The organism is Luteibacter aegosomaticola (assembly GCF_023078475.1).
GTDB lineage: Bacteria > Pseudomonadota > Gammaproteobacteria > Xanthomonadales > Rhodanobacteraceae > Luteibacter > Luteibacter aegosomaticola.
Genome location: NZ_CP095741.1, coordinates 1,154,960 through 1,173,357, shown reverse-complemented (window position 1 = coordinate 1,173,357; position 18,398 = coordinate 1,154,960). Strand labels below are relative to the sequence as shown.

21 protein-coding genes are annotated in these 18,398 nt (G+C 66.2%); 13 read left to right on the top strand and 8 right to left on the bottom strand.

Annotated features, from left to right (window positions below; translation table 11 throughout):
* Positions 1-165 precede the first annotated feature (165 nt).
* Positions 166-1,287 carry an inorganic phosphate transporter gene (locus tag L2Y96_RS05205; RefSeq protein WP_247333390.1) on the bottom strand — a complete coding sequence of 374 codons (1,122 nt, stop codon included), beginning with the start codon at positions 1,285-1,287 and terminating at the stop codon, positions 166-168.
* Between the two features lie 13 nt (positions 1,288-1,300).
* A complete protein-coding gene (locus tag L2Y96_RS05200) occupies positions 1,301-1,930 on the bottom strand; it encodes a DUF47 domain-containing protein (protein WP_247333388.1) in 630 nt (209 codons plus the stop codon).
* 117 nt (positions 1,931-2,047) lie between these two features.
* Between L2Y96_RS05200 and L2Y96_RS05195 the strand changes: the two genes are divergently transcribed.
* Both L2Y96_RS05195 and L2Y96_RS05190 read left to right on the top strand, forming a co-directional pair.
* A complete protein-coding gene (locus tag L2Y96_RS05195) occupies positions 2,048-3,364 on the top strand; it encodes a hemolysin family protein (RefSeq protein WP_247333386.1) in 1,317 nt (438 codons plus the stop codon).
* A 42-nt stretch (positions 3,365-3,406) separates the two neighbouring features.
* Entirely contained in the window at positions 3,407-4,015 is a 609-nt protein-coding gene (locus tag L2Y96_RS05190; RefSeq protein ID WP_247333384.1) for an exopolysaccharide biosynthesis protein, read from the top strand.
* 20 nt (positions 4,016-4,035) lie between these two features.
* On the opposite strand, the gene L2Y96_RS05185 is transcribed toward L2Y96_RS05190, so the two are convergent.
* Positions 4,036-4,812 carry an RNA methyltransferase gene (locus L2Y96_RS05185; RefSeq protein WP_247333373.1) on the bottom strand — a complete coding sequence of 259 codons (777 nt, stop codon included), beginning with the start codon at positions 4,810-4,812 and terminating at the stop codon, positions 4,036-4,038.
* A 136-nt stretch (positions 4,813-4,948) separates the two neighbouring features.
* Between L2Y96_RS05185 and L2Y96_RS05180 the strand changes: the two genes are divergently transcribed.
* Both L2Y96_RS05180 and L2Y96_RS05175 read left to right on the top strand, forming a co-directional pair.
* Positions 4,949-5,755 (top strand): inositol monophosphatase family protein, encoded by an 807-nt coding sequence (locus L2Y96_RS05180; RefSeq protein WP_247333371.1) that lies wholly within the window; start codon positions 4,949-4,951, stop codon positions 5,753-5,755.
* A gap of 124 nt (positions 5,756-5,879) precedes the next feature.
* On the top strand, positions 5,880-6,875 hold the full coding sequence (locus tag L2Y96_RS05175; RefSeq protein WP_247333369.1) for a metallophosphoesterase family protein: 996 nt from the start codon (positions 5,880-5,882) through the stop codon (positions 6,873-6,875).
* On the opposite strand, the gene hda is transcribed toward L2Y96_RS05175, so the two are convergent.
* The 3 genes from hda to L2Y96_RS05160 are packed head-to-tail and all read right to left on the bottom strand — an operon-like array spanning position 6,872 to position 9,714.
* A complete protein-coding gene (hda, locus tag L2Y96_RS05170; RefSeq protein WP_247333367.1) occupies positions 6,872-7,567 on the bottom strand; it encodes a DnaA regulatory inactivator Hda in 696 nt (231 codons plus the stop codon). The genes L2Y96_RS05175 and hda overlap by 4 nt on opposite strands.
* Positions 7,564-8,724 (bottom strand): AI-2E family transporter, encoded by a 1,161-nt coding sequence (locus L2Y96_RS05165; RefSeq protein WP_247333366.1) that lies wholly within the window; start codon positions 8,722-8,724, stop codon positions 7,564-7,566. Before L2Y96_RS05165 ends, hda begins: the two co-directional genes overlap by 4 nt.
* 3 nt (positions 8,725-8,727) lie before the next feature.
* The gene (locus L2Y96_RS05160; RefSeq protein ID WP_247333364.1) at positions 8,728-9,714 is read right to left on the bottom strand and encodes a DUF2066 domain-containing protein; all 987 of its coding nucleotides are present in this window, start codon (positions 9,712-9,714) and stop codon (positions 8,728-8,730) included.
* A gap of 138 nt (positions 9,715-9,852) precedes the next feature.
* Here L2Y96_RS05160 and purM point away from each other — a divergent pair, with 138 nt between their 5' ends.
* The 4 genes from purM (at position 9,853) to L2Y96_RS05140 (ending at position 13,002) form a co-directional block, all read left to right on the top strand.
* Positions 9,853-10,890: a phosphoribosylformylglycinamidine cyclo-ligase gene (gene purM / locus L2Y96_RS05155; RefSeq protein ID WP_247333362.1), complete on the top strand. Its 1,038-nt coding sequence runs from the start codon at positions 9,853-9,855 to the stop codon at positions 10,888-10,890.
* A gap of 8 nt (positions 10,891-10,898) precedes the next feature.
* Entirely contained in the window at positions 10,899-11,534 is a 636-nt protein-coding gene (purN, locus tag L2Y96_RS05150) for a phosphoribosylglycinamide formyltransferase (RefSeq protein WP_247333360.1), read from the top strand.
* A 157-nt stretch (positions 11,535-11,691) separates the two neighbouring features.
* A complete protein-coding gene (locus tag L2Y96_RS05145; RefSeq protein WP_247333358.1) occupies positions 11,692-12,390 on the top strand; it encodes a DUF3108 domain-containing protein in 699 nt (232 codons plus the stop codon).
* 120 nt (positions 12,391-12,510) lie between these two features.
* A complete protein-coding gene (locus L2Y96_RS05140; protein ID WP_247333356.1) occupies positions 12,511-13,002 on the top strand; it encodes a lysozyme inhibitor LprI family protein in 492 nt (163 codons plus the stop codon).
* Positions 13,003-13,092: 90 nt separating this feature from the next.
* On the opposite strand, the gene murA is transcribed toward L2Y96_RS05140, so the two are convergent.
* Positions 13,093-14,352, bottom strand: a complete 1,260-nt coding sequence (gene murA / locus L2Y96_RS05135) for a UDP-N-acetylglucosamine 1-carboxyvinyltransferase (protein WP_247333354.1) — start codon at positions 14,350-14,352, stop codon at positions 13,093-13,095.
* Between the two features lie 47 nt (positions 14,353-14,399).
* Positions 14,400-14,639 (bottom strand): BolA family protein, encoded by a 240-nt coding sequence (locus tag L2Y96_RS05130; RefSeq protein ID WP_247333343.1) that lies wholly within the window; start codon positions 14,637-14,639, stop codon positions 14,400-14,402.
* 176 nt (positions 14,640-14,815) lie between these two features.
* On the opposite strand from L2Y96_RS05130, the gene L2Y96_RS05125 reads away from it, so the two are divergent.
* The 5 genes from L2Y96_RS05125 to lptB are packed head-to-tail and all read left to right on the top strand — an operon-like array spanning position 14,816 to position 18,330.
* Positions 14,816-15,829 carry a KpsF/GutQ family sugar-phosphate isomerase gene (locus L2Y96_RS05125; RefSeq protein ID WP_247333341.1) on the top strand — a complete coding sequence of 338 codons (1,014 nt, stop codon included), beginning with the start codon at positions 14,816-14,818 and terminating at the stop codon, positions 15,827-15,829.
* 55 nt (positions 15,830-15,884) lie between these two features.
* Positions 15,885-16,433, top strand: a complete 549-nt coding sequence (locus L2Y96_RS05120) for a KdsC family phosphatase (RefSeq protein WP_247333339.1) — start codon at positions 15,885-15,887, stop codon at positions 16,431-16,433.
* Complete coding sequence (lptC, locus tag L2Y96_RS05115) at positions 16,430-17,029, top strand: LPS export ABC transporter periplasmic protein LptC (protein ID WP_247333337.1); 600 nt, start codon at positions 16,430-16,432, stop codon at positions 17,027-17,029. Before L2Y96_RS05120 ends, lptC begins: the two co-directional genes overlap by 4 nt.
* On the top strand, positions 16,992-17,606 hold the full coding sequence (gene lptA / locus L2Y96_RS05110) for a lipopolysaccharide transport periplasmic protein LptA (protein WP_247333329.1): 615 nt from the start codon (positions 16,992-16,994) through the stop codon (positions 17,604-17,606). Before lptC ends, lptA begins: the two co-directional genes overlap by 38 nt.
* Before the next feature lie 4 nt (positions 17,607-17,610).
* Positions 17,611-18,330: an LPS export ABC transporter ATP-binding protein gene (gene lptB, locus L2Y96_RS05105; protein WP_247333327.1), complete on the top strand. Its 720-nt coding sequence runs from the start codon at positions 17,611-17,613 to the stop codon at positions 18,328-18,330.
* Positions 18,331-18,398: the final 68 nt, after the last annotated feature.

Here is an 18,398-nt window from a genome sequence, read left to right as displayed (position 1 = left end):
GTAGGCCAATCAAATACATGGCCCCGGAGGGGCATCCTTGTCGAACGACGAGGACCTGTCTGAGCAGCGAGGGTGGGCGCCGAGGGCTCTTTCCAGAGACGTCTGAGCGCTAAAGCGATGGCGTAAGCCGAGCCCGCGATGCCGAAGGCGAGCCGTCCAGGCTTGTTAGAACAAATGTCCGAGCTTGACGAGGCCGTAGCCGATGCCCGCGGTGATCGGCAGGGTCAGGATCCATGCCCACACCATGCGCTCCACCACCGACCAGCGGATCGCATTGAAACGCTTCGCCGCACCCACGCCCATGATCGACGCCGACACGTTATGCGTCGTCGACACCGGGATACCCAGCACCGACGCCGTCAGGATCACCGCCGCCGAACTGCCCTCCGCCGCGAAGCCATTGATCGGATGCAGCTTCACCATCTTGTGGCCCAGCGTCTTGATGATGCGCCAGCCACCACCCGCGGTACCGCCAGCCATCGTCAGCGCGCAAACCACCTTCACCCACACCGGGATCGGGAAACCACCCGGCGCCGACGGATCGTGCTCAATACGCAGGAACGAAAGGAACGCCGGCAGGTGGTCGAAGTGGCCCGCCGCCGTCGCACCCGCCAGGGCCAGGGCGATGATGCCCATGCTCTTCTGCGCATCGTTCATACCGTGCGACAGACCCATGGCGCTGGCCGACACGATCTGAGCCTTGCCGAAGAAGCTGTTTACGAACGGCGTACGGCCGAAACGGTGCAGGTAACCCTTCTGGCTCGAGAACCAGCCCAGCAGCGCGTACAGCGCGCCCATCAGCAGGAAGCCGATGACGAAGCCCAGGAACGGCGAGACGATCATCGGGACGATGACCTTGGGGACGACGCCCTTGCCCAGCCACCAGTGCGCCCCACCCTGCCACCAGATGATCGAATGGATGTTTTCCTGCGAGGCCGCCAGAGCAGCGCCCACAAGGCCACCCACCAGGGCGTGGCTGGAGCTGGACGGCAGGCCCAGCCACCAGGTGATCAGGTTCCAGATCGTGGCGCCCAGCAGCGCGCTGATCAGCAGCTGCGAGCCCACTTCCACCACACCGGTATCGATCAGGCCCGAGGCGATGGTCGCCGCCACCGCCGTGCCCCACAGGGCGCCCGCGAGGTTGGTAACCGCCGCCAGCAGCACGGCCTGGCCTGGGGTAAGGACCTTGGTAGCGACCACGGTGGCGATGGAGTTCGCCGTATCGTGGAAGCCGTTGATATAGGTAAAGGCAAGGGCGATCAGGACGACCGCAATAACCATGCTCATGGGACGCCTGCCGTCAGGAGTTCTTGAGGACGATGGCGTAGACGACGTTGCCCACGTCGCGGCACTTGTCCACCGCCTTCTCGATCAGTTCGAACAGGTCCTTGGTGAGGATGGCGCGCAGCGGATCCGAGCCCTCGGCGTAAAGCGTGCGGTAGGGATCGAGCAGGAGGCGGTCGGCCTCGGCTTCCAGCGCATGCAGCTGGTCGCGCAGCTTCTTCACGGGACCGATCTTCAGGCCCTGGCGGAGCTGGGCGATCATGTCGACCACGACATCGGCGGACTGCTCGAGCAGCACGGCGCGCTGGCCGAAATCGACGCCCTGGAGGCGATCAGCGACGATAACGTAGCGTTCGGCGAACTTCTCGATGGTCTTGGGGATCTTGTAGAGCGCCGAGTTCAGCGCCTCGATGTCTTCACGGTCCAGGGCGGTGACGAAGGTGTTGACCAGTTCTTCGCCGATCTGGGCGTGCAGCGCCTTCTCGCGGGCCCGGGTGGTGGTGAAGGCGGCCATGACCGGGGAGCGGTCGGCGCGGGTCACCAGCTGGTGCATGGCTTTCGCGCTCTCGCGGGCGGCTTCGGCGCTTTCTTCGAGCAGGCCGTAGAACTTGTCGCCCTTACCGAACATGGTCTGGAGTGAAAACATGGGGTTGCCTGGGGGATCATCGGGGAATATGACGCTTATGTTACCGGACCTCGGCCCACCCTTGGTGCATCCGCCCGGCAAGACCTTACTGGCCGTGTCTGGTATATAGCCCTGCACATGCTCACCGAACTCCTGCTCGTCTTCGTCCTTTCCCTCGGCAACGCGTTTTTCGCCTTGTCCGAGATGTCCGTGGTGGCTTCGCGCAAGAGCCGCCTGAAACAGATGGCCCGCGACAGCCGGCGTGCCCGGGTGGCGCTCCAGCTGGCCGAAGCGCCGGAGCAGTTCCTCTCGACCGTTCAGGTCGGCATGACCCTGATCATCCTGATCACGGGCGCCCTGGCCGGCGACCAGCTGGCCGAGCACTTCGCCGAGCTGATCCACGGCGACGGCCCCCAGTGGCTGGAGCCCTACATGCGGGTGCTCGGCTGGCTGATTGGCTTCCTGCTGATGTCCCTGATCCAGATCATCGTGGGCGAACTGGTGCCCAAGCGCGCCGCCCTCACCGCGCCCGAGCGGATCGCCAGCCAGATCGCCATGCCGATGCTGGTGGTATCGCGGATCACCCTGCCCCTCGTATGGCTGCTCAACCACGTGTCCACCGGGATCCTGCGGGTGCTCGGCCTGCACCGGAAGGGCGCGAACGCGGCGACGGAAGAAGAAATCCGCCTGCTGGTGGCCGAAAGTGCCGAACAGGGCATCCTGGACAGCGACGAGCGCAACATGGTGAACCGCGTGCTGCGCCTGGGCGACCGCACCGTTGGCTCGGTGATGACCCCGCGCATGAAGATCGCGTGGCTGGATATCGCCGCGCCGCGCGAGGACAACCTCGAGGTCCTCCGCCAGACGCCGTTCTCGCGCTACCCGGTGTACCGCCGTGACGAAAGCGAGGTGATCGGCACGGTAGAGGTCAAATCGCTCATCCGTTTCCTCCAGACCGGCGACGTCGACCTGTTCGCCCATGTGGCCCGGCCACTGTTCGTGCCGGCCACGGCACGTGCCCTCGACCTGCTGGAGTCGTTCCGTGACGCGGATACCCAGCTGGCGCTGGCCGTGGACGAATACGGCGATATCGAGGGCCTGGTGACGCTGAACGACCTGCTCTCCGCGGTGGTCGGCGCGACCGCGCCCGCGGTGGACGACGCGGCCCAGGACGGCCCGATCATCCGCCGCGACGACGGCAGCTGGCTGCTCGACGGGGCGCTGCCGGCCGATGACCTGCGTGAACTGCTCCAGCTGGATCGCCTGCCCAACGAAGAAGAGCACGACTTCCGCACCGTGGCGGGCATGGTCACCACGGCGTTCGGGCACATCCCGCACGCGGGCGAATCCTTCGCCTGGCAAGGCCACCGCTTCGAGGTCGTGGACATGGATGGCGCGCGCATCGACAAGGTGCTGGTCAGCAGCGTGCCCGACGAAACGGTGGTCGAGGAGTAACCGCTCATCCTCGGTTCAAGGCCCGCTGGCAACGCTCGGGCCATGACCGACAAAGAGCCCCGCGAAGAAAAGACCGCCGCCCTGCTCCGGGCGGCTGCGCTTTCCGCGCCGGGCGAGCGGATCACCGTCGAGCAGTTGCTCGAACCCTTGAAGCGGCGCGCGTTCGGCTTCCTGCTGCTCCTGCTCGCCATCCCCAACTTCATTCCGGTACCCGTGGGCATCGGCGGCATCATGGGCGTGCTGGTCGTCGGGCTGGGTCTGGAGATGCTGATCGGGCTGGAACAGCCGTGGATTCCGGGATTTCTCAAACGACGCACGATGTCGAGAGACGGGCTTCTGCGCTTCCTTGACCGCATCGCGCCCTTCAGCGGGCGGCTGGAGAAGGCCTGCAAGCCGCGACTGCAGCGGCTCACCCGTCGGCCTTTCACCTTCATTTCGGGCGCGGTGATGATCCTGATCGGGCTCCTGCTCGCGCTACCGATCCCCTTCACCAACTACCTGTTCGGCGGCATGTTGGTGGCGTTCGCGTTTGCGCTGGTGGAGCGGGATGGGGCTCTGCTGCTGGCAGTGTGGGCCTCGACCCTGGCGGCCGTGGCACTTTCGGCCACCTTCAGCCACGCGCTACTGAAATTCTTCCGCGACCTGGTGTGACCTGCCCCTGATGCGAAGCGTCAGTCGCCCTTCTTATGGGCCATATCGGCCATGCGCTGGGCGTCGGCCAGGATGCCGTGGAGGATGCGCAGCTCGCGCAGTTCCGGGCGGGCGCGGAGGAACAGCTTGCGCAGCTTGAGCATGATGGTGGTCGGCGAGCGGCCCTTGTGGAACTCGATGTCGTCCAGCGTCTCGCCCAGGTGGGTGAAGAAGCGTTCGACCTGTTCGGCGTCGGCCGGCACTTCATCTGGATCGACCTCAGCCGGCTCTGCCACCGGCGCAGCCTGCGCCTGCTCCGCCAGCAACGCCGTACGGATCTCGTAGGCCACGACCTGGACCGCCTGTGAGAGGTTCAGCGAGCTGAAGTCGTCCACGCTCGGGATGCGCACCATGGCGTGGCAGCGCGAAAGCTCATCGTTCTCCAGGCCGGTACGCTCGTTGCCGAACACCAGGGCCACCTGCTCGCCCCGGCGTGCGGCGGCGATCGCCTGGGCAGCGCCCTCGCGCGGATCCAGCTCAGGAATGTTCACCCCGCGGCGGCGCGCCGACAGGCCCAGGGCGAAGGTCGTGCCGGCCAGGCCGCCGACCACGTCATCGACCACCACGGCGTTGGCCAGGACATCGTCCGCACCGGCCGCCAGCGCGGTGGCTTCGGGGTCGGGGAAGCGATTCGGCGCCACCAGGGTCAGCCGATCGAAGCCCATGGTGCGGATGGCGCGGGCGGCCGAGCCGATATTGCCCGAATGCGAGGTGCGGACGAGGACGAAGCGGAAGTGGTCGTAGGGCGTGGGGGCCATGGGCGCCAGCTGGGAATCATCAGGACCGGAAAGTCTACACCGGCCCGTGACTTGGGCGGGACGGCCCCCGGTGGTAGACTCCCCGGCCGACGCGGCTTTCGACCGCCTCCCCTGTTCTTTTGCCAAGCCGATCCCCATGCCAAGACCCGCCGTCAACGTCGCGGCGCGCGCCGCGCGCTCCGCAGGAAACATCATCCTGCGCTACATGAACCGCATCGAAGGCCTCGCGGTCGTCGAGAAGCAGCGGATGGACTTCGCCTCCGAGGTCGATCGCCTCGCCGAAGCCGAGATCGTCAAGGAACTCCGCCGCGCCTACCCCACCCACGCCATCGTGGGCGAGGAATCCGGCCAGACCGGCAAGGGCCCGCTGGTGTGGGTCATCGATCCGCTCGATGGCACGCATAACTACCTGCGCGGCATCCCGCACTTCTCCGTCTCCATCGCGCTGCTCGACAAGGGCGAGCCGGTGTACGGCGTGGTGTTCGACCCGCTGCGCGATGAGCTCTTCACCGCCAGCAAGGGCGATGGCGCGTACCTCAACGACCGTCGCATCCGCGTCGGCCGCCGCGATAGCCTCAACGGCGCCCTGCTCGGCACGGGTTACCCCTATCGCGTGCGCAACCACCTCGAATCGCAGCTGGGCATGACCCAGGCACTGCTCCGCGAGGCGGAAGATATCCGCCGCATGGGCTCGGCCGCGCTCGACCTGGCCTACGTCGCCGCCGGCCGCCTCGATGGTTACTTCGAGCCGGGCCTGCAGCCGTGGGACATGGCCGCTGGCGCCCTGCTCGTTCGCGAGGCGGGTGGCGTCTACAACGATTTCGCCGGGCGCGAAGGCCTGCCCGAGAGCGGCAACATCATTGCCGGTAACCACAAGGTCGCCGCCGCGATGACGGAAGTGATCACGGCCAACGCGACCCCGCGCCTGCTCGGCACCGAGTAAGCGTCAGCTTTACCTGACACGGAATGAGGGCATTACCCTCATTCCGTATCGGCCATTCCCTCGCTAACGTGTCAGTCGCGGCCTATACCTCGCCGCGCCCTCTCAATGACACAAGGAATGTGCCATGCGCCAACGCGCCACCCGCCGCCTGCTTGCGGCCACCCTTCTCTTCACCGGCTTCGCCACGGCCCACGCTGAAACGCCGGCCATCATGGTGGTCACCTCCGATCCACAATACCCGTGGACCGACGAGACCGACCGCGGAGGCGATACGGATAACGCACGCGCCGAAGCGCTGGTGCGCGAGCAGTACGAAAGCATCGCCCGCTTCCGCGAGGCGCACCCCTTCCAGCGCATTCCCGTCATCGTCAATGGCGACCTGACCTCGCACGGGTTCGTATGGGAGCACCAGAAGATGGATGAGCTGCTGCGCATCCTGGGCGACAACGTCTACCTGGGCTTGGGCAACCACGACTACCAGAACAACCTGAGCAACAACGTTCCGTGCAGGATCCTCACCTGCGCCATGGAATCGCTGGACCTGCTGTCAGCTCACGTGCGCGGCCACCAGATGCAAAACCGCGTGCTGGGCATGGATCAGCGCACATACGACGCGGGCGGTGGTGCCATCGGCAAACAGGGTAGCTGGGCATACGGCTTCGTCCCCGATGGATGGAGCCGCGTCGTGAACATCCAGCTCAACAACTCCCCCACGTACAGCGCCGACATCTTTTCCGCGCGTTATGAGTACCACGTGACTCCGTCAGTCCCCTGGCTCGCCCAGAAGCTCCCGGAATGGGACCAGCCCACCACGGCGGACTTCGTGCTGCTGCACGCCCACAAGCCGTCGTACTGGACGAATCCGCCATCGGCCGAGCTGGTGGAGCTGATCGGCAAGCACAGGGTAAAGGCCGTGTTTGCGGGCCATTTTCACCGTGACATGGGCGTGGAGGTCCTCCCGTCCTTTTGGAGTTTCGTCCCTGTGTTTAACAGCGGCTCGGCATCGCAACGCACCTATCTCATCGTCGAGCACTGGCCCGAATCGCGACGACTGAAGGTCTACGGCGTGCGCGACAACGATTGGCAAAGCAAGGAGCTGCTGAAGGAGATCGAGGTCTAATCGGGCTTCAACAGGTTCTTCAGGAACGGGATCGTCACGCGACGCTGGGCAGCCAGCGTCGCACGGTCCAGCGTATCCAGCAGATCCAGCAAGGCACCAAGATCACGTGCGTGGTGCGCGAATAGCCAGTCGAGGACGTTGTCGTCCAGCTCGATGGCACGGCTGGCGGCATGGTCCTTCAGCGCCTTGCGGCGCTCCGCATCGTCCAGGGGCTTCAACACGGCCTGGGTCAGCGAGCCGAGCCGCGAGCGCAGGTCGGGCAAAGCGATACCCAACGCAGAGGGCGCCACGTTGGCAGCGAACAGCAAGGTGCAGCCATCCGCCTTGTAGCTGTTGAACGTGTCGAACAGCGCATGCTCGCCGTCGGGGTCGCCCGCGATCGAATCGAGATCGTCGATCGCCAGCAGGTCGCTGCCCGCGAGGCCGCGAATCGCCGCGGCACGGGTTCCACGCAGGCCTGCCAGGGGCAGGTACTGCGCGCTGCGCCCGGCATCGATCGCCGCCTGGCAGGCGGCCACGAGCAGGTGCGTACGGCCGCTACCGAGCGGGCCCGAGACGTAAACCCACGGTGCGGCAGCGTCGAGAGCCGCTGCATGCAGGGCCTCCACGGCCACTGCGTTCTCGCTGGCATGGAAATGTTCGAAGCGCTGGCGACGGGGCCAGCGCAGCGCGAGGGGAAGCTGGGTACTCATGGACCGTTGCCGGGTATCCGTGGCGAGCCTGGGTGGGTATTCACCGTCACATCGACATCCACGTCGACATCAAGCGCCTGGCGTTCGGCCTCGGGCGCGGGCCTCTTGTACAAGTCGCTTTCGCGGTAGCGCGCGAAGACGTAGCGCAACAGCACGACGACGACCGAGGCGGCGGGCAGTGCCAGCAGCACGCCGAGGAAGCCGAACAGATGGCCGCCTGCCAGGACGGCGAAGATGACCGCCACCGGGTGCAGACCGATCTTGCCGCCAACGAGGCGCGGGACGAGCACGTAACCTTCGAGCAGCTGGCCGACGGTAAACACGCCGCACACCAGCAACACGTGGGTCCAGTCACCGTACTGCACCAGCGCAGCGACCAGCGCGGCCACGAAGCCGATCATGAAGCCGAGGTACGGCACAAAGCTGAGCAGGCCGGCGACCATGCCGATGAGCGGGCCGATCGAGATGCCGACGAGCGTGAGCGCCAGGCCGTAGAAGACGCCAAGCGCCAGCATCACCAGCAGCTGGCCGCGCACGAAGGCACCGAGAACCTGGTCGGATTCACGCGACAGGCGCACCACGGTCGGCTCGATCGAGCGCGGGATGAGGCGCTGGATGTGCGCGATCATCGTGTCCCAATCGCGCAACAGGTAGAACGCAACGACCGGGATCAGCACGGCATTGGTCATCCACGTGATGATGCCCATGCCCGACTGGGTCACGCGGGTAATGGCGCGCGCGGCGATGCTGCCGATCGAGCCGATGTGCTCGCGGATCGTGGCCAGTACCTTGTCCGTATCGAAGGTATCCGGCTCGAGATGTAGACGCTGCTGCACCCATGGCAGGGCCACGGTGCGTGCCCACTCCACGTAGTGCGGGAGGTTATCGATCAGATTGCTCACCTGGCGCTGGATCAGCGGCACCAGCAGCAGCATCACGCCCACGAGGATCACGGTGATCACGGTAAACACGATGCTCACCGCCCAGCTGCGACCCATGCCCAGGCGTTGCAGGCGGTCGGCCAGCGGATCGCCCAGGTAGGCCAGCATGGCGGCCAGCGCGAACGGCATGAGCACCGGCGCGAGCCCCCAGATCACGAAAATGACGACGGCGGCCAGCGCCAGCATCTGCCAACGGCGCGAAGTGTCCTGGGTCATGCGTCAGGGCACCCAGCGCACGGCCAGGTCGGCCCCGTCGTGCGCGTCGGCGGCCAGCACGTGGCCACCCGCCGCGTAACCCGCGACAAGGCGCGCGAGAGGGGCACCGGCGCTGACATTGAAAAGCACGCCATCGGGCGTGGCGCTGACGGGCACCACCGACTTCACCGACGGATCGTTCTGGAACGTGGCGAGCAGGCCCGCGTAGTCCGTGGCCGAGCGCAGGCCCGAGACCCACACCTTGCCGCTGGTGCTGCCGCCCGCGTTTACCGCGAACGAGCGATCCAGCTTATCGGCCATGGCGTTGGCGCCATTGCTGAGCAGCGCCGCACGGGCTTCGCCGCTATCGGACCAGTTCGAGGTCCGGCCCGCGTTGACGAGCGTCCACTCGGTGCCGTCGTCGCGCACAGTGCCCACGAGCACGGTGGCGGTGTTGTACTGGCGGGCCACGTTGGCCACGGCCGAGGTGTCGCCGCCAGCGATAGCCTTGGCATCCACCGGCGTATCGGCCTTCGGGGTCACGATCTGGTAGCCGCGGGTGTCGGCCATCTGGGCCAGCGGTGCCAGGTCCTGCATGTTGAGGATTTTGCCGGTGGCGTCATGGGCGATCACCAGGACGGGCGGCTTCGGTGCCGCCGCGGCGGCGTCGCCGACGGCCAGCACGCGGCGGATAGCGCCCGGGTCGAAGGTGATCTCAAGCGCCAGCGGGGCCCCATTGGCGCCGCCGGTGCGCTGGTACTGGTACTGCTGGACGAGCCCACCCGGCTGCTTCATGGCATCGGCGTAACCCGGCTTGGTCCGGGGGTCCGCGCCGTTCGTCGCGCGGGCCAATACCTGGGTCAGGCCGTTGGAAAAGGCCTGATCGCGGACCGCCGCGCTGGTGTCGGGCACGGGTACGGAAACCGTATACATCGCGGTCTGCGCCGCTGCCGGGCCGATGGCGGCCAGCAGGAAAAGCATCGAGAGGGCGAGGGCACGGGCTGCGCGCATGGGCATGGCATCGCTACTGTGAAGGCGGGAAGTCTGCCCAAACCTTGGCATAACGTCCATCCAGACCGTGTGCAGGGCCGGTTCGGGGGCGGGCTTGCTGCTATCATTACGCGTTTCCAATCAGCGCCGGAACCACGTATGTCCTCCGACCAGGGCTCCCTCACCTACCGCGACGCGGGCGTCGACATCGATGCCGGCAATGCCCTCGTCGAGCGCATCAAGCCGATGGTCAAGCGCACCCTCCGCCCCGAAGTCATGGGCGGGCTGGGCGGCTTTGGCGGCCTTTTCGACCTTTCGGGCCGCTATAAGGAGCCCGTGCTGGTCTCGGGCACCGACGGCGTGGGCACCAAGCTCAAGCTTGCCCACACCCTGGGCCGCCACGACACGATCGGCATCGACCTGGTGGGCATGTGCGTCAACGACGTCCTGGTCCAGGGCGCGGAGCCGCTGTTCTTCCTCGATTATTTCGCCACCGGCAAGCTCGATGTCGACACGGCCGCATCGGTCGTCGGCGGCATCGCCAAGGGCTGCGAACTGGCAGGCTGTGCCCTGATCGGCGGCGAAACCGCTGAAATGCCGGACATGTACGCGCCGGGCGAATACGACCTGGCCGGCTTCACCGTTGCCGCGGTTGAAAAGTCCGAGATGAACGACGGCTCGAAGATCGTGGCCGGCGACGTCATCCTGGGCGTGGCTTCCTCGGGCCCGCATTCGAACGGCTACTCGCTGATCCGCAAGATCCTCGAGCGCGCCGGTTCGCCGCTCGACACCGACGTGGGCGGCGTGAAGCTGGCCGATGCACTGATGGCACCGACCACGCTTTACGTGAAGCCGGTCCTCGAGCTGCTGAAGAAGGTGGATGTGCATGGCATGGCCCACATCACCGGTGGCGGCCTGAAGGAAAACATCATCCGCGTCGTGCCCGATGGCCTCGGCCTGTCGATCGATGCCTCGTCGTGGGAACTGCCGCCGGTGTTCCAGTGGCTGCAGCGCGAAGGCAACGTGGCCCGCGAAGAAATGTGGCGCACCTTCAACTGCGGTATCGGCTTCACCGTGCTGCTGGACAAGGGCCAGGTTGAAGCGGCCAAGGCCGTCCTCGCAGCCCATGGCCTTGATACGTGGGTGATCGGTTCGGTCGTTGCCGCCAGCGGCGACGAGCGCGTCCACATCGCCTGAGCCACCCCGTGGATCGTCCCCTGCGTGTCGCCGTGCTCGCCTCCGGGCGCGGCAGCAACCTGGCTGCGCTGATCGCTGCCAGATTGCCCGTGGAGTTCGTTCTGGTCGGCAGCGACAAGAGCAAGGCCGGTGCCCTCCAGGTTGCCCGCGATGCCGGCATTCCCACCGTGGCGATGAGCCCGAAGGATTTCCCGGACCGCGTGTCGTTCGATCGCGCGCTGTTTGGCGCGGTGGCCGAGGCGACGCCCGACCTGCTCGTGCTTGCGGGCTACATGCGGATCATCGATGCGTCGGTGGTGTCGGCCTGGGAAGGTCGCGCGATCAACATCCACCCTTCGCTGCTGCCGAAGTACCAGGGGCTGCACACCCACCGCCGCTGCCTTGAGGCAGGCGATGCCGAGCATGGCGCCAGCGTGCATTTCGTCACCGCTGAGCTCGATGGTGGCCCGGTCGTGGCGCAGGCACGTATCAACGTGGGCCCTGCCGATACGGAAGAAACCCTGGCCACGCGCCTCCTCGCGGAAGAACATGCGCTTCTGCCTGCCGTCGTCCGCGCCATCGCCATGGGCCGCCTGCGCTGGGACGACGCACCGCTCTTCGACAACCACCGCCTAACCTCGCCCCTGACGCTCGCACACCTGTAGGAGCCCACCCTGTGGGCGACGCCGTTCGCGAAAACAGCACAAAGCCCCGCTGCCTCGAGGCGAAAGATGTCGCCCACAGGGTGGGCTCCTACGGGGTTGACGCGCGGTTCCATGACGTTTGACCCCGCATTCAGCCGCCGGGTTTAAACTCGGTGGCATGAAGACCACCCTCCTCCGCGCCAGCCTTGGCCTGGCCCTCGCCCTGCCCGCCGCCGCGTTCGCCGCGGACGTGCCGCAGTCCTTCACCGCCACCTACAACGTGCTGCAAGGCGGCTCGCCGCTGGGCAATGCCACGCTTACGCTCAAGCCGGCGGGCAATGGCCAGTTCGAATACAGCAATAAGATCACCGGCACGTCCGGCCTCGCCGCCGCCATTGGCGCCAGCAGCTCCGAAGTGTCGCGCTTCACCTGGTCCGGCAAGGTGCCGCAGGCCGTCTCGTACAAGTACGACCTGCAGTCGGCCTTCAAGCCGAAGAGCCGCACGCTCACCGTCAACGGCAACACCGTGCAGGTCCAGGACAACAGCAAGTCGTTCTCCTACACCGCCCAGCCGGGCATGGTCGATCGCAACACCCTGCCGCTTGCCCTGGGCATCGCGCTGCACGGCGGGGCGAAGGAAGCCACGTTCCCGGTTGGCGTCAAGCAGGCCGTGGAGACCCAGACCTTCAAGGTGGCCGCGAACGAAAAGGTGAACGTGCCCGCTGGCGCGTTCGATGCCGTGCGCGTCGACCGCACCGATCAGGACCGCGGCTTCAATGCCTGGTACGTCCCGGCGAAGTACCCGGTCCCGGTCAAGCTCGCCCAGAAGGATGGCGGCGACCTGACCCTCGAACTGGTCAAGTTCGAAGGCAAATGAGCCGATGAAGCCCGCCCTTTGTGGCGGGCTTCGCGTTTGCGGCAACTGGCGCCGTTAGCATCGCCTTCACCGGCGATCAGTACGCTACGCTTCCGGCTTCATGCCCCTAAGGAAGATGTCATGCTCTTGATGCGAGCTGCCCCCGCCGTGCTCCTGCTTGCCTGCCTTGTTGGCACAGCGCATGCCAGCCCTGCCGAAGCCATCAATGGCGTGGCCATCATGCCGGGCGTGGAACGCCTGTCTTACATTTCGACGAAGTATTACGGCGTGCGTCCGGCTTACGACAGCTGCGTGGCCGCCACGCAGGGCCGCGTACCCGCGCAGGGTGATTGCGCGGATGAGGAATTCAAGTTCCAGGACGCCCGCCTGAACAAGGCTTACAAGGCGCTGCTCGGGCAATTGGCTGGCGATAAGCAAGCTATCGGCGACACTCAGGCCGCGCAACGCGCCTGGCTCGCCTTCATTCAAAAGGACTGCGCCGCTCGTGCCGATCGATTCGGTTCCGACGCCGCGCCGGCCACCCAATCGATCTGCATGATGGAAGTCACGGCACAACGCGCGCAGCAGTTGGAAGACTGGCACACGTCGCTGGGAAACCGTAAGGCAGATTGACACCACGCGGCGCATGAGAGCCAGCGATCGATGGCTCAATAAAAAAAACCGCCTCACGAGGCGGTTTTTTTATCTCCTACAAAATGCGGCTTAGCTAGCGAGGCGGCGGATGCGGGCACCCAGTACGCCGAGCTTTTCCTCGATGTTCTCGTAGCCGCGATCGATGTGGTAGACGCGATCGACCGTGGTATCGCCTTCGGCCACGAGGCCGGCAAGCACGAGGCACGCCGAGGCACGCAGGTCGGTGGCCATGATCGGCGCGCCGCTCATCTTCGGCACGCCGGTGATGATCGCCGTGTTGCCTTCCAGACGGATATCCGCACCGAGGCGCTGCAGTTCCAGCGCGTGCATGAAGCGATTTTCGAACACCGTCTCGGTGATCACGCCCACGCCTTCGGCCACGCAGTTCAGCGCGGTGAACTGCGCCTGCATGTCGGTGGGGAACGCCGGGTACGGTGCCGTTACCAGGTTCACGGCCTTCGGGCGGCGGCCCTGCATGTCGAGCTCGATCCAGTCGCTACCGGTGCTGATGTGCGCACCGGCTTCTTCGAGCTTCTGCAGCACGGCATCCAGCGTATCGGCACGCGCGCCGCGCGCGCGCACCTTGCCACCGGTCATGGCGGCACCGACGAGGAAGGTGCCGGTCTCGATGCGATCCGGCAGCACTTCGTAATGCGCGCCGTGCAGGCGTTCGACGCCTTCCACGACCAGCGTGGAGGTGCCCACGCCCTCGATCTTCGCGCCCATCGCCATCAGGCAGTGGGCCAGGTCGACCACTTCGGGTTCCTGCGCGGCGTTTTCGATAATCGTGGTGCCCGAGGCGAGCGTGGCCGCCATCAGGATGTTCTCGGTACCGGTGACGGTGACCATATCCATGACGATGCGGGCGCCCTTCAGGCGGCCGGCCTTCGCCTTGATGAAGCCGTTCTCTACCGTGATCTCGGCGCCCAGCGCCTGCAGGCCACGGATGTGCTGGTCGACCGGGCGCGAGCCGATGGCGCAGCCACCGGGCAGCGAGACCTCGGCCTTGCCATAGCGCGCGACGAGCGGGCCAAGCACGAGGATCGAAGCACGCATGGTGCGGACCAGTTCGTACGGCGCGACGCAGCTGTTTTCCGGGCGCGGGTCGATGTGCATTTTCATGCGGTCGTCGAGGACGACGCGCACACCCATGCGGCCCAGCAGTTCAATAAAGGTGGTGACGTCGTGCAGGTGCGGCACGTTGCCGATGCTGACCGGCTCGTCGGCCAGGAGGCAGGAAGCAAGGATGGGGAGCACGGCGTTCTTGGCGCCGCTGATGCTCACCTCACCGTTAAGCGGCACACCGCCGCTGATAAGGATCTTGGCCATGGATTTCTTGGATGCCTTCGAAATGCGGAATAAGGGGCGCGGCGCGATCAGGGGCGGCCGGCGGCTTCTTCCGGGGTAAGGGTTTTGAGGCCGAGCGCGTGGATGGCGCCGCCCATCAGGTCGCCAAGGGTGGCGTAAACAAGGCGATGGCGGGCTAGCGGCAGCTTGCCGGCGAACTGGGCCGAGATGACCTCAGCCTCAAAGTGGACGCCGTCGTCACCGCGAACGTCCACCCGGGCGCCGGGCAGGCCGGCTTCAATCAATGCCTGGATGCGGGCAGCGTCCATGGATTCTCCGTGGGAAAGGGGTCGCCGCGGCCCAGGGTTCCGAAACGGTCCCTGAATCACCACTCGATGGCAGCGACGATAAAATGAGAATATGTAATGGTAATGGAAATCCGGTGTCGCAGAAATGGACATCCCGGGTCATCCAGGGACAGCCCCCACCCGGACCCAAGGCCCGCATGAACGCCCGCACCGCCCCGCCCACCGGCCCCATGCTCGTGAACGCCGATACCGTCGTGCGCAGCGCGCGCACGGTTATCGCCACCGAGGCCGCCGCGATCCGGGCGCTCGAACGCCGCGTCGACGCCTCGTTCGTCCGCGCCTGCCAGATGATCCTGGACTGCAAGGGCCGCGTGGTCGTCTCCGGCATGGGCAAATCGGGCCATATTGCCCGGAAGATCGCCGCCACCCTGGCCTCCACCGGCACGCCCTCCTTCTTTGTTCACCCGGGCGAAGCCAGCCACGGCGACCTGGGCATGATCCAGCCCTCGGATATCGTCCTGGCCATCTCGTACTCCGGTGAAACGGACGAACTGCTGTTCATCCTGCCGGCGATCAAGCGCCAGGGCATCCCCCTTATCGCGATCACCGGCAACCCGAAATCCTCGCTGGCCAGCCAGGCGGATGTGAATATCGACGGCAACGTGGCCTCCGAAGCCTGCCCCCACGGGCTGGCTCCGACGGCCAGCACCACGGCGGCCCTGGTCCTGGGCGATGCCCTTGCCGTGGCGCTGCTGGATGCCCGCGGCTTCACCTCCGATGATTTCGCCCGTTCCCACCCGGCCGGCAGCCTTGGCCGCCGCCTGCTCCTGCACATCGCCGACGTGATGCACAGCGGCGACGACGTGCCCCGGGTCCCGATCACGGCTTCGCTCAGCGAAGCGCTGGTCGAGATGACCCGCAAGCACCTGGGCATGACGGCCGTGGTCGAACCCGATGGCAAGCTCATCGGCGTGTTCACCGACGGTGACCTCCGCCGCGCGCTCGACGACGACGGCGTGGACTTGCGTGGCGCCACCGTGGCCCAGCTGATGACCCGCGGCCCCAAGACCATCGGTTCGGACAAGCTGGCCGTCGAGGCCGCCCAGATCATGGAAAAGCACCAGATCCACGCCCTGCTGGTCACCGACGCCGACGGCTGCGTGGTCGGTGCCCTGAACATCCACGACCTGCTACGCGCACGCGTCGTCTGACGCGCCCGCCCGGCGCGCCGCACCGCGCCGGAGCCGCCCCTGTATCCTTCACGCCATGGCCTATACCCACTACACCGAGATTCCCGCCGACGTCCTCGCCCGCGCCGCACGCATCCGCGTGGTCGTGTTCGACGTGGATGGCACGCTGACCGACGGGCGCCTCTGGTACGCCGAGGACGGCCGTGAGACCAAGGTCTTCCACGTCCATGATGGCCTGGGCCTCAAGCGGCTGCAGGAGAACGGCATCAAGGTCGCCATCATCACGGCCCGCATCAGCCACCCTGTGTCGCTGCGCGCCGAGGAACTGGGTATCCAGCACGTTTACCAGGGCCAGAAGGACAAGCGCGCCACCCTTAACGCCCTGCTCGAAGCCCTGCACCTGGAGCCGGCCGAGGCTGCGTTCGTCGGCGACGACCTGCCCGACCTGCCCGCGATGGGGATCAGCGGCCTGGCCGTCGCCGTGGCCAACGCCCACCCCTGGGTCGCCGAGCGCGCGCACTGGCGCACCCGCCTGACCGGCGGCTATGGCGCCGCCCGCGAAGTGGCTGACATGATCCTGGCCGCGCAGGGCAAGGCCGAAGCCGAGCGGGATCGCTGGCTGTGAGTGTCTTCAACCTGTTCAAAGACCGCAGCGCCGCCGGGACGCTGGGCATCCTGGCCGTCGCGCTGGGCGCCAGCACCCTCCTCTATTACTGGGTCGCCCCCGAGAAGAAGGTCGATGATTTCATCGGCCCGCCGCGCTCGGGCTACGTCCTGACCAACTTCGACCTGGACTCGTACAACGAGGAAGGCCAGGCTGCCTTCAAGCTCATCGCGCCCCATCTGGAGCGGCGCGAAGGCGACGAATCGCTGTATATCAACGCTCCGAAGTTCGTGCTGCCGCCGACCAAGGACACCACGGCGCCGCCGTGGACGGGCCACTCCGAGTACGGCTGGGTCAACAAGGACGGCACGCTGCTCAAGCTGCAGGGCCTGGTCCATATGGACCGCGTGGCGTTCGATACCAACCCGCCGGCCAGCATCGATACCTCCGAGGTCACGGCGTGGCCTAAGGAAAACCGGCTAGAGACCGCCGAGGCAGCCCGCATTGTGCAGGGAACCTCTACAATGAACGGCATTGGCATGCGCGCCAACCTCGATACCAAGCACCTGGAGCTCCTCGATGCAGTCCACACCCAGTACCAGCCACGCAAGCGCTAAGGCACTGTTCGCGGCCTGCGGCGTGGCGCTCCTCGCGCTTGCCACCCCGGCCATGGCGAAACAATCCGATCGCCAGCAGATCATGGACGTGACGGCCAAGAGCTTCGATGGCCGCCAGCAGCCCCAGGGCATCGCGATTTACACCACCAATGTGGTGATCACCCAGGGCACGCTGAAGGTCACGGGCGCGAAGGCCACGGTGTATTTCGACGACCAGAACCAGGTGACGCGTGCGGTCATCGACGGCAGCCCGGCGACGGTGCAGCAGCAGGACGATGACGGCAACTGGATGCACGGCCATGCCAAGAACATCGATTACCACAACGATACGGGCATCGCGATCCTGACCACCAATGCCCACATCGACCAGCCCACCAAGGGCACGGCCGATGGCGACAAGCTCACCTACAACACCAACGACAGCACGATGACGGGCGAGAGCAACGGTGAAGCCACCGTGCACATGACCTTCCAGCCGAAGACCCAGCCAGGCGCCGCACCGGCCGCCAAGCCGGGCGCACCGGCTGCACCGGCCACGCCGCCCGCCGCCCCTGCCGACACCCAGAAGAAGCCCTGACCCGATGCTTTCAGCCCAAGGCCTGCAGAAGCGGTTCCGCGCCCGCCAGGTAGTGCGTGATTTCGCTTTTTCCATTCGCGAAGGCGAAGTCGTGGGCCTGCTTGGCCCCAACGGCGCCGGCAAGACCACCTGCTTCTACATGGTGGTGGGCCTGATCCAGGCCGACGCGGGCCAGATCAAGCTCGATCAGCAGGACATCACCGGCCTGCCGATGCACTCGCGCGCCAAGCTCGGCATCGGTTACCTGCCGCAGGAAGCCTCGGTGTTCCGCCGCCTCAGCGTGTCCGACAACATCCTGGCCGTGCTGGAACTGCGCGACAACATGACGCAGAAGCAGCGCGAGGATGAACTCGAAAGCCTGCTCGACGAACTCAAGATCTCGCACATCGCCGAACAGAAGGGCATCAGCCTTTCAGGTGGCGAGCGCCGACGCGTGGAAATCGCACGCGCCCTCGCCGCGCGTCCGCGCTACATGCTCCTCGACGAGCCGTTCGCAGGCGTCGACCCCATCTCGGTGGGCGAGATCCAGCGCATCGTGCGCCACCTTAAGGAACGTGGCATCGGCGTGCTCATCACCGATCACAACGTCCGCGAAACGCTCGGCATCTGCGACCGCGCCTACATCCTCAACGATGGTGAAGTGCTTTCGCGCGGCACGCCCCAGCACATCCTGGCTGACGAAAAAGTCCGCGAGGTGTACCTGGGCCGTGAATTCCGGATTTAACGCGCGGCACAGGTTGCGCAGAATCGGCCAGCTGGCCTAGACATGCGGGGCGCTGGTTTCAAAGGGCC

Excerpts from the sequence above, each read along its gene's own strand:
- L2Y96_RS05205 (WP_247333390.1), bottom strand. The coding sequence starts at position 1,287 with ATGAGCATGGTTATTGCGGTCGTCCTGATCGCCCTTGCCTTTACCTAT.
- L2Y96_RS05200 (WP_247333388.1), bottom strand. The coding sequence starts at position 1,930 with ATGTTTTCACTCCAGACCATGTTCGGTAAGGGCGACAAGTTCTACGGC.
- L2Y96_RS05195 (WP_247333386.1), top strand. The coding sequence starts at position 2,048 with ATGCTCACCGAACTCCTGCTCGTCTTCGTCCTTTCCCTCGGCAACGCG.
- L2Y96_RS05190 (WP_247333384.1), top strand. The coding sequence starts at position 3,407 with ATGACCGACAAAGAGCCCCGCGAAGAAAAGACCGCCGCCCTGCTCCGG.
- L2Y96_RS05185 (WP_247333373.1), bottom strand. The coding sequence starts at position 4,812 with ATGGCCCCCACGCCCTACGACCACTTCCGCTTCGTCCTCGTCCGCACC.
- L2Y96_RS05180 (WP_247333371.1), top strand. The coding sequence starts at position 4,949 with ATGCCAAGACCCGCCGTCAACGTCGCGGCGCGCGCCGCGCGCTCCGCA.
- L2Y96_RS05175 (WP_247333369.1), top strand. The coding sequence starts at position 5,880 with ATGCGCCAACGCGCCACCCGCCGCCTGCTTGCGGCCACCCTTCTCTTC.
- hda (WP_247333367.1), bottom strand. The coding sequence starts at position 7,567 with ATGAGTACCCAGCTTCCCCTCGCGCTGCGCTGGCCCCGTCGCCAGCGC.
- L2Y96_RS05165 (WP_247333366.1), bottom strand. The coding sequence starts at position 8,724 with ATGACCCAGGACACTTCGCGCCGTTGGCAGATGCTGGCGCTGGCCGCC.
- L2Y96_RS05160 (WP_247333364.1), bottom strand. The coding sequence starts at position 9,714 with ATGCGCGCAGCCCGTGCCCTCGCCCTCTCGATGCTTTTCCTGCTGGCC.
- purM (WP_247333362.1), top strand. The coding sequence starts at position 9,853 with ATGTCCTCCGACCAGGGCTCCCTCACCTACCGCGACGCGGGCGTCGAC.
- L2Y96_RS05145 (WP_247333358.1), top strand. The coding sequence starts at position 11,692 with ATGAAGACCACCCTCCTCCGCGCCAGCCTTGGCCTGGCCCTCGCCCTG.
- L2Y96_RS05140 (WP_247333356.1), top strand. The coding sequence starts at position 12,511 with ATGCTCTTGATGCGAGCTGCCCCCGCCGTGCTCCTGCTTGCCTGCCTT.
- murA (WP_247333354.1), bottom strand. The coding sequence starts at position 14,352 with ATGGCCAAGATCCTTATCAGCGGCGGTGTGCCGCTTAACGGTGAGGTG.
- L2Y96_RS05130 (WP_247333343.1), bottom strand. The coding sequence starts at position 14,639 with ATGGACGCTGCCCGCATCCAGGCATTGATTGAAGCCGGCCTGCCCGGC.
- L2Y96_RS05125 (WP_247333341.1), top strand. The coding sequence starts at position 14,816 with ATGAACGCCCGCACCGCCCCGCCCACCGGCCCCATGCTCGTGAACGCC.
- L2Y96_RS05120 (WP_247333339.1), top strand. The coding sequence starts at position 15,885 with ATGGCCTATACCCACTACACCGAGATTCCCGCCGACGTCCTCGCCCGC.
- lptA (WP_247333329.1), top strand. The coding sequence starts at position 16,992 with ATGCAGTCCACACCCAGTACCAGCCACGCAAGCGCTAAGGCACTGTTC.
- lptB (WP_247333327.1), top strand. The coding sequence starts at position 17,611 with ATGCTTTCAGCCCAAGGCCTGCAGAAGCGGTTCCGCGCCCGCCAGGTA.